At 65.8% G+C, this 11377-nt stretch carries 12 protein-coding genes and 3 CRISPR repeat arrays; of the genes, 7 read left to right on the top strand and 5 right to left on the bottom strand.

The features are described from left to right. Positions 1 to 9: 9 nt before the first annotated feature. From cas1 to ACN27J_RS02690, 5 genes are all read left to right on the top strand, one after another. Complete coding sequence (cas1, locus tag ACN27J_RS02670; RefSeq protein ID WP_421363157.1) at positions 10 to 1086, top strand: CRISPR-associated endonuclease Cas1; 1077 nt, start codon at positions 10 to 12, stop codon at positions 1084 to 1086. Continuing rightward, positions 1062 to 1364, top strand: coding sequence for a CRISPR-associated endonuclease Cas2 (cas2, locus tag ACN27J_RS02675; protein WP_421363160.1), 303 nt, complete (start codon positions 1062 to 1064; stop codon positions 1362 to 1364). Before cas1 ends, cas2 begins: the two co-directional genes overlap by 25 nt. A gap of 212 nt (positions 1365 to 1576) precedes the next feature. Beyond that, a CRISPR array of direct repeats spans positions 1577 to 2760; the repeat unit is 37 nt; unit sequence GTCAGAAACCACGTCACGCCCAAGGGCGTATAGAAAC. 119 nt (positions 2761 to 2879) lie between these two features. After that, entirely contained in the window at positions 2880 to 3746 is an 867-nt protein-coding gene (locus ACN27J_RS02680) for a transposase family protein (RefSeq protein ID WP_421362034.1), read from the top strand. 48 nt (positions 3747 to 3794) lie between these two features. Beyond that, positions 3795 to 4365: a CRISPR direct-repeat array (repeat unit 37 nt; unit sequence GTCAGAAACCACGTCACGCCCAAGGGCGTATAGAAAC). A 110-nt stretch (positions 4366 to 4475) separates the two neighbouring features. Continuing rightward, a CRISPR array of direct repeats spans positions 4476 to 4910; the repeat unit is 37 nt; unit sequence GTCAGAAACCACGTCACGCCCAAGGGCGTATAGAAAC. A gap of 201 nt (positions 4911 to 5111) precedes the next feature. Continuing rightward, complete coding sequence (locus ACN27J_RS02685) at positions 5112 to 6428, top strand: ISL3 family transposase (RefSeq protein WP_421363162.1); 1317 nt, start codon at positions 5112 to 5114, stop codon at positions 6426 to 6428. 61 nt (positions 6429 to 6489) lie between these two features. Continuing rightward, positions 6490 to 7110, top strand: coding sequence for a DUF6518 family protein (locus ACN27J_RS02690; protein WP_421363164.1), 621 nt, complete (start codon positions 6490 to 6492; stop codon positions 7108 to 7110). Positions 7111 to 7227: 117 nt separating this feature from the next. Here the strand turns inward: ACN27J_RS02690 and ACN27J_RS02695 are convergent, their stop codons facing one another. Together ACN27J_RS02695 and ACN27J_RS02700 are read right to left on the bottom strand one after the other, a co-directional pair. Further along, positions 7228 to 7878, bottom strand: coding sequence for a nucleotidyl transferase AbiEii/AbiGii toxin family protein (locus ACN27J_RS02695; protein ID WP_421363165.1), 651 nt, complete (start codon positions 7876 to 7878; stop codon positions 7228 to 7230). 2 nt (positions 7879 to 7880) lie between these two features. Next, complete coding sequence (locus tag ACN27J_RS02700; RefSeq protein WP_421363167.1) at positions 7881 to 8204, bottom strand: hypothetical protein; 324 nt, start codon at positions 8202 to 8204, stop codon at positions 7881 to 7883. A 224-nt stretch (positions 8205 to 8428) separates the two neighbouring features. On the opposite strand from ACN27J_RS02700, the gene ACN27J_RS02705 reads away from it, so the two are divergent. Further along, positions 8429 to 9070: a DJ-1/PfpI family protein gene (locus tag ACN27J_RS02705; RefSeq protein ID WP_421363168.1), complete on the top strand. Its 642-nt coding sequence runs from the start codon at positions 8429 to 8431 to the stop codon at positions 9068 to 9070. A gap of 29 nt (positions 9071 to 9099) precedes the next feature. Here the strand turns inward: ACN27J_RS02705 and ACN27J_RS02710 are convergent, their stop codons facing one another. From ACN27J_RS02710 to ACN27J_RS02720, 3 genes are all read right to left on the bottom strand, one after another. Further along, the gene (locus ACN27J_RS02710) at positions 9100 to 9657 is read right to left on the bottom strand and encodes a Uma2 family endonuclease (protein ID WP_421363170.1); all 558 of its coding nucleotides are present in this window, start codon (positions 9655 to 9657) and stop codon (positions 9100 to 9102) included. A 74-nt stretch (positions 9658 to 9731) separates the two neighbouring features. Then, a complete protein-coding gene (locus tag ACN27J_RS02715; RefSeq protein ID WP_421363171.1) occupies positions 9732 to 9926 on the bottom strand; it encodes a DUF397 domain-containing protein in 195 nt (64 codons plus the stop codon). Next, the gene (locus ACN27J_RS02720; RefSeq protein WP_421363173.1) at positions 9923 to 10750 is read right to left on the bottom strand and encodes a DUF5753 domain-containing protein; all 828 of its coding nucleotides are present in this window, start codon (positions 10748 to 10750) and stop codon (positions 9923 to 9925) included. Before ACN27J_RS02720 ends, ACN27J_RS02715 begins: the two co-directional genes overlap by 4 nt. 208 nt (positions 10751 to 10958) lie before the next feature. Between ACN27J_RS02720 and ACN27J_RS02725 the strand changes: the two genes are divergently transcribed. Beyond that, entirely contained in the window at positions 10959 to 11321 is a 363-nt protein-coding gene (locus ACN27J_RS02725) for a hypothetical protein (protein WP_421363176.1), read from the top strand. Positions 11322 to 11377 lie beyond the last annotated feature (56 nt).

Here is an 11377-nt window from a genome sequence, read left to right on the forward strand (position 1 = left end):
GGTCCGGCGGTGAGCTTCGGCGTCGACCTGGGCGATATCGACCCGTACGGCGGGATCGGGTCGCCGGACGGGGATCGCGCGCCGACCAAGGTGATCTACGTCGGGGTGCCGGGCGCGACGGTACGGGTGGCGGCCGGCCGGCTGGTCGTCGACTCACCTGACGGCGTCACCCTGCTGAGCGTGCCGGCCGGTCACGTGCGCGGTCTGGCACTGTGCGGGCCGGTGGGGCTGTCGGCTGGTGCCCGCAACTGGGCGCTACGCGGCGACGTCGATGTGGTCTTCGCCTCCTGGCGTGGGCAGTATCTGGGCCACCTGGCCGGGTCGGGCACCCGTCGGGTGGAGCGGCTGCGGGCGCTGCTGGGTGCCTCGGACGACCCGGGGCGTGCGGTGACGTTCGGCCGGGCGGTGGTGACGGCGAAGCTGTCGAAGCAGGCGGTGCTGCTGCACCGTAGCCGCCGGCAGGAACGGCACGACCAGGTCGACGCCGCGATCCTCGGGATCATCCGGTCGATTGACACCGTGGCGGGCGCAACCAGCCGGGACGAAATCATGGGGGCCGAGGGCGCGGCGGCCCGTGCCTACTTCGCGGCGCTGGGCGCGTTGCTGCCGGCACCGCTGCGGTTCGCCACCCGGTCGCGGCGGCCGCCGCTGGACGTCATCAACTCGGCCCTGTCGTTCGGCTACACGCTGCTGCTCGGCGAGGCGGTGACCGCGTTGACGACGGCCGGCCTCGACCCGGCGATCGGGCTGTTGCACACCCCGGCGGACCGGCGGCCCAGCCTGGCGTTGGACCTGATCGAGGAGTTCCGGCCGTACGTGGTGGACCAGGTGGTGCTGCATCTGGCCCGCACCGGCCGGCTGGGTCTGGAGCACGGCAGCGAGGAGACCGACCGGGCCGGTGTGCTGCTCAACCGGGAGGGGCGTGCGGTGCTGATCGACGCGTACGAGCAGCGGATGGCGACAGTGACCCGCAGTGCGCTGCCTGGCTTCACCGGGTCGATCCGTCGTCACCTGCACCGGCAGGCGCAGCGGCTGGCCGCGTGGGTGGAGCGGGACGTGCCGTGGGACGGGTTGGAGTGGCGTTGACGACGGTGCTGGTGTGCTACGACATCTCGCGGGACAGTCGCCGGCTGCGGGTGGCGGCGGCGCTGCACCAGTGGGGCGAACGGATTCAGCGCAGCGTCTTCCTCTGCCAGCTCGACCGGGCACGGTTGCCGCGACTCGCTGCCCGGTTGGAGGGGATGATCGACGTGGAGACGGATACGATTCACATCGTGCCGATCTGCGCTGGCTGTCAGGATCAGCTGGTGGTGATCGGCCAGCATCGGATCGACCCGGAGCCACCCTACTGGGTGGTGCTGTGACGAAAGGTACGGAGGGCGCACGGTAGGTCGGATGGCGGACGAGTCGGGCTTGGTTAGGCGATCATGAAAATCGGCGGTACGCCGTGCAAGCCCCTGAGCTGCGGAAACGTTCAGGAACGTGACCGGCGTCACCCGTCGAATGTGGAGCTGCGGAGGTCGCCGTGCAGAGGGCGTGCATCTGTGCTGGTCACGGCCGCGCCAGAGCGGGTAGGGTCAGAAACCACGTCACGCCCAAGGGCGTATAGAAACCGACCCGGGCCTAAGCCCCTACCCGTAGCCGCTAAGCCTCACGTCAGAAACCACGTCACGCCCAAGGGCGTATAGAAACGTAGGGGATCCGGGGCAGGGCGACCCGACAGGCGCGGATGTCAGAAACCACGTCACGCCCAAGGGCGTATAGAAACCCGCCGCGCAGGGCGCGGCGACCACCTGGCAACTGTCCGGTCAGAAACCACGTCACGCCCAAGGGCGTATAGAAACCCAGGAAGCCACCAGGCTTGCCGTGGTTGTCCCACAGTCAGAAACCACGTCACGCCCAAGGGCGTATAGAAACCCTACGAGGGGGCGTACGCCGCTCATCAGGCCGCTGTGCGTCAGAAACCACGTCACGCCCAAGGGCGTATAGAAACCTTCACGCTTGGTGAGGTCGATCTCGACTCAATCTTGATCGTCAGAAACCACGTCACGCCCAAGGGCGTATAGAAACTTTGGGGGCGTTGTTGATGCTCAATGAGGCGCGTGAAGTCAGAAACCACGTCACGCCCAAGGGCGTATAGAAACTGAATCTGGAAGCACTGAACGTACGGGTCGCTCTCCGTGTCAGAAACCACGTCACGCCCAAGGGCGTATAGAAACGTCGCTGTTTTCCAGCTTGGTGACGAACTCGTCTACAAAGTCAGAAACCACGTCACGCCCAAGGGCGTATAGAAACTGGTCGAGTCCTTGACGACAAGGCACGCGGTCTGCTGCTGGGTCAGAAACCACGTCACGCCCAAGGGCGTATAGAAACTCTGTCAATAGGCCGAACGGTCAAATCCGACTCACCCGGTCAGAAACCACGTCACGCCCAAGGGCGTATAGAAACCCGTGACATCCGTGACATTGCTGGTCAGGGCCTTGATCGACGTCAGAAACCACGTCACGCCCAAGGGCGTATAGAAACCGTCCAGCGCCTTGACCACGCTGCACCTGGTGCACACCTTGTCAGAAACCACGTCACGCCCAAGGGCGTATAGAAACTCATGATCGTCTATGCCTCACTCTCCGTGTTGGTCGATCGTCAGAAAGCACGTCACGCCCAAGGGCGTATAGAAACGAGATCAGCTCGGCGGTCGGCACCTTGGCTGCAGTGCTGCCGGGTCAGAAACCACGTCACGCCCAAGGGCGTATAGAAACTCGATAATCTCGACCAGCTGTTGCACCAGCAGAGGACTTCCCAATAGGCTTCGAGCCGATTGGCACCGAGGTTCGTCGATATTACGTGGGGTGACGGCCTGTGGTGTGACCAAGGTGGGCGTGTCGTTTGTGGAAACGGCGGCCGGCGACGTCTGGATCATCTGGGTTGTGTGGACTCAAACGATCGACGGCCGGCCGCCGCGCTGTGAGCGTATGACCGGACTGGACTCCGATCAACTGGACTGGCTGTACGAGCAGGTGGACGCGCTGGTCGACTGGGACCTGCCGGTGGGGCGCCCTCGGGCGTTGCCGCTGTACACGGCGTTGGTGCTGGTGTTGTTCGGGCTGCGGCACAATCTGGCGCCGGACGTGATCGGTGAGGTTTTCGGCTGCGGTTCGACGACCGTGGAGCGGTATCAGGAGGAGCTGGAGCCGCTGGTGGACGTGGTGTTGACCCCGCTGTACGAGCAGGTCCGTGACCAGGCCCGCCGGGACGCGGTCCTGGTCGATGGTCTGGTCGCGCCGGTCGGGGAACGCGACGACGTCGACGGGCTGTTCTCCGAGAAGAAGGGCTTCTGTGGGCAGAACGTGCAGGTGGTGGCCAATCTCGCCGGGCGGGTGGTCGATGTGGGTGACCCGTGTCCGGGTGGCATGCACGACCGGAAGGCGTTCGACGTGTCCGGGATCGCCGCCGGGTGGGCCGGCCACTACGCCCCCGGCGGGCCCGGGATGATCGGTGACAAGGGGTACCAGGGTGCCGGCATCGTGAGTCCGTACAAGAAGCCTCGGGGTCGGGAGTTGACCGGGGTCCGACGCGCGTGCAACACCGCACTCAACCGGCTCCGCGCCGCCGTCGAACGCGCGATCGCCCATCTGAAGTGTTGGAAGGTTCTCAAGACCGGGTTCCGCAGATCGTTGGAACACTTTCCTGCCACATTACGTACGGTAATGAAGTTGGAGATCTTTCGCGTTTACGGATTACGTTGAGAAAGCCCGGTAATAGTTTCGGGAAGTCCTCCAGTGTCTTGCGTGCCAGTCAGAAACCACGTCAAGCCCAAGGGCGTATAGAAACTTTGGCCAACCAAACATTTTAATATCCTTTCTCTCGTTTTCATCTAGTCAGAAACCACGTCACGCCCAAGGGCGTATAGAAACCGTGCAGAGCGAGGCCAACAACGCCGACACGTGGGCAGTCAGAAACCACGTCACGCCCAAGGGCGTATAGAAACCTCGATCAGGTGGTTCGGCACCACCACCAGCGGCTTGCGGGTCAGAAACCACGTCACGCCCAAGGGCGTATAGAAACCTCGAAGTCATGTGCAAGCATGGCGTCGCGCGCCTCACGGGTCAGAAACCACGTCACGCCCAAGGGCGTATAGAAACTTGGTGCTCAACAGGATCATCGTCCGCTCCCTACCTGTCAGAAACCACGTCACGCCCAAGGGCGTATAGAAACCTGCCGCCACAGCTGCACTACCGCGACACCGTTCAGGTGTCAGAAACCACGTCACGCCCAAGGGCGTATAGAAACCGTCGGTGAACGAGTCGCAGACGGCACGGGCCAGCTTGTCAGAAACCACGTCACGCCCAAGGGCGTATAGAAACTAACGTTCGGCCTGTCGTCTGCCTGACACCGGACACGCGGTCAGAAACCACGCCCAAGGGCGTATAGAAACGCTCGCGCCGTGAGCGGCGGAGGGCCCAGGGAGGCGGAGAGTCAGAAACCACGTCACGCCCAAGGGCGTATAGAAACGTGGGTCAGCTCCCGACGCACCACGGCCTCCACCTCCGACAGTCAGAAACCACGTCACGCCCATGGGCGTATAGAAACCCGCCGAGCCGGGTGCCGATGCCCATCACCACCGACGAGGCGATGTTGGTCAGAAACCACGTCACGCCCAAGGGCGTATAGAAACTTGTTCCCGTAGCTCATCGTCTCCTGCGTCTTGAGGTCGCCCGTCAGAAACCACGTCACGCCCAGGGGCGTATAGAAACAAACGTTCGCTCAGGCCCTGATCGCGATCGTTTCGGTCGACGGGTCAGAAACCACGTCACGCCCAAGGGCGTATAGAAACGGTGCCTTATCTCGACGTGCTATGAAATTGTGTGTCAGGGTCAGAAGCCACGTCACGCCCAAGGGCGTATAGAGACTCGTCAACGATGATCGTGATGCTGTGGCGGAGTCTCGCTAACCGGGTCAGAAGCCGTCTGGCGGCTCGGTGTTGCCCGATGCAGGCTCTTCGAAGTTGAGCGGGGTGCGCTGATCGATCCGGCCCGGAGATGAGGGCTCGCAGCCCTTGGGGGATCATCTGAGTGTCGAGTTCGGATGATCACAAGTAAAGAGCTGCGAGCATGGTCAACGATACGACCCGCCTGCTGGGCCTGGACGGCCTGGTGGTGGATCGGGTCGAGCTGCACCCGGATGGTTCCCCCATCGTCCACCTGTCCACCGGTAGCGAGCAGGCACAATGCTGCCCTCAGTGCGGTGTCCGGGCCGCCCGGGTCAAGGGCTGGGTGTTCACCCGGCCCCGGGATCTGCCGGTGGCCGGACGCACCACCCGGTTGCGGTGGCGTGAACGCCGCTGGTACTGCGATCAGCCCGGATGCCCGCGCACGTCGTTCACCGAACACGTGCCACAGATCCCGGCACGGGCACGGATCACCGTCCGGTTGCGGCAGGCGGCCGGCGCGGCGGTCGCCGACGGCAACCGAACGATCGTGCAGGCCGCCCGTGATCTGGGCATGTCCTGGCCAGTCGTCGCGGCCGCGTTCACCGCGCACACCGCAGCGGTGCTGCCAGCCGAGCCCGAACCGGTGAGCGTGCTGGGCATCGACGAGGTCCGCCGAGGCAAACCTCGCTGGATCTTCGACGAGGTCACCGCGTCGTGGAGCACCACCGTCGACCGCTGGCACGTCGGCTTCTGCGATCTCGTCGGCGGGCAGGGTCTACTCGCCCAGGTCGAAGGCCGGACCAGCAAGGCGGTGACCGACTGGCTCACCCAACGCCCCGCCGCCTGGCGCCAACACGTCCAGGCCGTCGCGATCGACATGTGTACCGTGTTCAAGGCCGCCGTCCGCGAGGCGCTGCCGCACGCGACGCTGGTCGTGGACCACTTCCACGTCGTCCAGCTGGCCAACCGGGCCGTCACCGAGGTCCGCCGCCGCACGACAGTCACACACCGCGGCCGGCGCGGCCGGGCCACCGACCCGGAGTGGCAGCAACGCAACCGGCTGACCAGGTCAGCAGCCCGCATGCGCGCCGAGCACGTCGACCGGCTGGCCGACACCCTCAGCAACCTGCCGGCGAAGATCGGCGCACCGATCCTGACGGCCTGGAACGCCAAGGAAGACCTGCTCGACCTACTCGCGCTCGCCCGCACCCACCCGAACCGGGAAACCACCGCCCGGCTGCTGCACCGCTTCTACACCCGCTGCGCCGACTCTGACCTGCTCGAACTCCACCGGCTCGCCACCACGATCGAGACCTGGTGGCCGGAAATCCTCGCGTTCCTGCACACCGGCATCACCAACGCCGGCTCCGAAGGAACCAACCGGGTCATCAAGACCGTCGCCCGCGACGCCTACGGATTCCGTAACCCCGAAAACCAGCGGCTACGCACCCGCGCCGCCACCACCCGCCGCCACCGCGGACACCTCAACCCCGCTTAACTTCGAAGAGCCCCGATGCACGAGGAGCGCCCGCGCCCGCGGCACGGTAAGGTCCGGCGGCATGTACCCGGACAATCGGCGCGTTGCGCGCGTCGCTGTGGTCGGCGGCTTCCTGCTGGGGTTCGTCGACTTCGTATGGATCAAGTTCTTTCCCTGGTGGCCCCTTGCCGACCTGGGCAACTCGTCTGCGGTGTGGGCGGTCGCCGCGTTCTTCTTCGGCTACTGGGTCCGTACCGGATGGCTGCGGGCCGCTGTCGGTGCGGCCGCCGGACTGGTGATCGCCGTACCCGCTTACTACGTGGCGGCGGCGCTGATCCAGGGCGACGACTGGTCGCTGCTGTGGGCGCCGACCTCTCTGCTCTGGATGGCCTTCGGGGTCCTCGCCGGAGTGGTCTTCGGTGTCGGCGGTGTCTGGGCACGCGGCTCAGGCTGGCGGCAAACCATCGGTACGGCCCTGCCGGGAGCGGTGTGCTTCACCGAGGCGGCGTTGGAGGCGGCCCGAGTCGGCGATCCCAGCTACGGCAGCGAGCAGATCCCACATGTCGTGGTCCGGGCGGTGCTCGGCGTACTGGTGATCGTCCTGGCTGGTCGGACCACCCGCAACCGGATCCTCAGCCTCGCCACGGCGCTGCCGTTGGCGCTGCTCGGCCTCGGAGCGTTCCTGGCGGCCGGCTTCCGCTGAAGTCGCGGTGCTGGGGTGGCGCGGTAGGTGAGTGTCGTGGCGGTGGCTGGCGGCAAGCCGCGATGGCGGCTCCGCCGCGCTGGTCGGAGGGCCCGATCCAAGCTGCAGGAATAGGTGTTACTGGTTGAGGCAGGTAATTTCGTCGGCCCAGGCCAGCAAATGATTGCACAGCGTGACGATCTCGTCGGGGCTCAACCGGTAGGGGTCGAACGCCGAATCTGGGAAGCGGCGCACTGCACGGAGCGCTTCCGCGAAGACCTGCCGATCGAAGCCTGGGTCGTGATCGGCAGCCAAGCGCAGCATCTCGCTGCCAGAGTAGCGTCCGTCCCGTAACACGCCATATACGTCGATGTAGTCACGTACCTCGGCGCGTCCGAAGAGCGCACACAGCTTGTTCGCCACCGCATCTGCCGGGTGAAGGACCGGACCGATCGCGAGCTGGACTGGCGGATATGCGCGCCAGTCGATTCCCAGCTCGACAGTGCTGGTGCTTGCGGTCTCAACGTCGGTTACCGAGAGCCGGGCGAAGGACGGGCCCTCCCGCTCGACGGTCATGTCAAGGTCATCAGCGCGCAGCGCCGCCGCTACGGCGGCAACCGCAGCTGGGAAGTCTGAGGCCGCAGTCATCGTGGTGAACAGGTCCACGTCTTTGGACATCCGGTCGACGAAGCCGTGAGCTTGTACGGCGTACCCGCCGGCCAGGCAGAACCCGAATCTGGCCGCAGCACCCAGCGCGACTCGCGCGAGTCGTTGGTGAAACGGGTCCATGATCAGGCAGCGCCTGCCAGAGTCTGGAATCGAGACTCCCACAGCCATCGGACTCTGCGGGGCAGCCAGAGCTGGTGCCATACACGACGCAGGGTAGGGCCGTGTAGGTAGGCGCGCAGGTCCTCGACCTGCATCGACTCGCGGATGACCCGTTCGTACATCAGATTCCGCTGGCGTGCGTCTGACAGGTCATATCGGCCCTGCTCCGACCAGTCCAGGCGCAGCGGTAGCTCGACCACACCCTTGGTGGGTCCGGTCAGCTCCTCCAGCGACCCCGGCACGGTGTAGGGCCGGCCGTCCTCGTACAACGTCCGTGGCTGCGCCATACGGCCATTATCTCCTACACTCGGCGCTGTTTGGCCATAGACGGCTCGCGTATCAGCCGAAACTCGACGAGCCATCTGTCGGGAACCATCACCTGTCGATCGCCGACTATCTATCTGCTGGCTTTGGTGACGGAGGGACGTAGATGAAGCGACGGGCGATGTTGACGGGTGGGGCGGCGGTGGGCGTCGGAGCGCTGACCGGCGGACCGGTTGCGGCTGCGGCGATGGCCGCGCCGCCGCGTGACACTAACAGACCCTTGCGGGTACGGATCGTAATGTTCGATGGTGTCGAGGAGCAGGACTTCATCGCCCCAAAGGAAGTGTTCTCGCTGGCCGGCTGGTACAGCGAGCGAGAGATCGACGTCAACTACATGGTGTACGGTCGGCCACGCCTGGTCACCGCAGCGTTCGGCACCGAGGTACGGGTCAAGCGCGGTTGGCAGCCCGAGACGGCCGACGTGATCATCGTGCCCGGTGGCGGTCGACCCGGCGAGCCCGGTATTTGGGCGGAGATCGAAAACGGGGCGCTGCCCAGCGCGCTGGCGGCGGCTCCCCGGCCGAGGCTCATCATGTCGTCGTTGTGTACCGGCGCGGTGCTCCTCGCCGTGGCCGGCCTGGTCGACGGCCGCCCCTGCACCACGCACACCGTCGCGAAGCAGCAGCTGACCTCGCGCGGCGGCATTGTCAAGAACGCCCGCGTGGTCGACGACGGCGACCTCGTCACCGCCGCCGGAATCACTTCCGGCCTGGACCTGGGGCTGCACCTGGTGAAGCGCCTGCTGGGTGCGGACGTCGCCATCCGGGTAGAGGAAGCCCTCGAATACCAGGCACGAGGCACCGTCTGGACCGATCCAGTCCGAACCTAGCCACAGCCATCGCACGCCCGGCCGGGTGTCTACTCGTCGAGCAGTGCGGCCGTGTCGAGCGTGAACCGAAACGGTTGATCGGTGGTCAGCACGTCGCCCTTGGTCGCGGTCACGTGCTCGACGTAGTGCTCGTTGTCGAGCCGGAAGAGCCGGAGTGTCACTGCTGTCGATCCCGGCAACTCGGGCTCAACCAGCAGATACCATGAGATTCGGGCGGCGGCGTACAACTGCATCTTGAGCAGTCGATCGGCGGCGGCGTTGCTCGGAGACGTGATCTCGCAGATCAGCACAACCTCAGCCGGGTCGGTAACGGATCCCTCGTTGCCAGTGTCTGCGACGACGAGGTCTGGGATCACGATCCGATCGGTACGTAATCTGACGTTGATCGCCTCGTACGCCTTGAGGCCGGCAGACCGGGCCGCCGGATACAGCGCGGACATCAGCAGGAACGAGAGCTGCCGATGACGCTTGCTCGGTGCCGGACTGATCCACAGACGACCGTCGACCAGCTCGGTCCGGTCAGGTGTCTGGCCCAGTGCGAAGTACTTCGCTTCGTCCCAGGTTCGGTTGAGATCAAGGACGTTCACGCGTCACCAGTGTCAGGAGGACGAGCGTCCCCCACCCCAGGGATGGGGGTGGGGGACAGGGCGATCGGCGGTGGTCAGTGGGGGAGGGTGCCGGTCTGTAGGGCGGTGGTGAAGGTGCCCCACTGCCAGGTGGTGAAGGTCAAGGTGGGGCCGGTGCGGTCCTTGCTGTCGCGTACCTCGGCCTGTCCGGCGTGCCGACGGGCTTCGACGCACGCTCCGCCGTTGCCGGCGCTGCGGCTGGAGGTGAACCAGGGGGTGTCAGGCTTCATCGCAGATGCTCCTCGATCGGGACCGACTGCCCACGGATCAGCCGGAAAATTCGACGGTACTCCGCCAACTCCTCTGGACGCTCCAGGTAACGAGCACCCATATGAGACTCGACGTAGGCGACGTCCGGGTCATCCGGGTCGGCGAAGTCGAGCAAGATGAACTGGCCGGAGAACGCCGGGTGAGCGCCGACGGACCAGGGCAGGACGCGGACCTCCACCCGTACCCGTCGGCCCAGGCTGGCCAGGTGGGCGCGCTGCTCGGCCATCACCGCAGGGCCGCCGACCTCGCGGACGAGCGCACCGGCCCCGAGAATCGCGACGATCCGGGCCGGCTGCTCGCGGTCGTAGTAGGAAATCTGCCGGTCCAGCCGCAGCGATACCAGCCGCTCGATCTTCTCCTGCGGCGCATCCGGATAGGTGGCGCGGAACACCGCGCGCATGTAATCCGGCGTCTGCAGCAGGCCGTGGATCACCTCGGGGTCATAGACCCCGATCTCGGTGGCGGCGGCTTCGAGGCCGACGTACAGGCGGAACCAGTCCGGTACGGCGTCGCCGTGCGACTCCCACCAGCCGTGCTCGTCGCTGGCCCCGGCGAGCCGGGTCAGCGCGTCCGTCGTCTCCGGGTCGGCACCGTAGAACCAGCAGAGACCGCGAACAGTGTTCATCTTGACCGGGAACTTGCCGTTCTCGATGCGCCACAACGTCGTACGCGAACAGACCTTGGCCCGCTCCACCTCCTGCTCGGTGCGGGCCGCCTCCTCCCGCAGTCGGCGCAGCCGCCGCCCCAGCTGACGGCGCACCACAGTCGGTCCGGTGACCGGCATCGCTTCACCTTCCTTTCGTCCGACACACCCGCCACCCGCGCCAATGTTTCAAAAGGAAACCGCTGGTCGGGCTGGTCGCCGAAATCGCCACATCACAGTGGAGACGAGCCGGCGTCCACGATTGAGTCTGCCGTACGCGGGCTGGAATTGTGGTCCGCCACAAGGGTGAATTCACGGAATCCGGTATCTCGTGACGGAGGTTGCGAACATGAGCGAGCGCACCACCAGCGGCGGACACGTACCGCCGACCGGCATGTCCCGCGTCGACCGCGCGGGTCGGTCCGAGTTTTCCCTCGACGGGCTGCTGACCTGCGCTGGCTGCGACCGTCGGCTGGTCTGCCTGCAGACGTTGAGCGGCCGGGCGTACGGCGCGCCGTGTGGCTGCCGGCCCGGCCCGGTCAACGCCGAGAAGCTCGAACGCCTAGTGCTCGACGCCGTCGTCGCCCACGGACGCGGCGTGCTGATCCAGATCGAGGACGCCGCCGACCCGGGCAGCCTGATGCGCCGCTTCCTGGCTGAGGTCCACGTCGGCAACACCATCGACGAGCTGGACTTCAGCTGGATCTACTGACCTGTACTGACCGGTGTGCTCATCAGAGCCAGCGGGGCGCGGGGACCGGTGCGGGC

This window comes from Solwaraspora sp. WMMB762, assembly GCF_049179115.1.
GTDB lineage: Bacteria > Actinomycetota > Actinomycetes > Mycobacteriales > Micromonosporaceae > Micromonospora_E.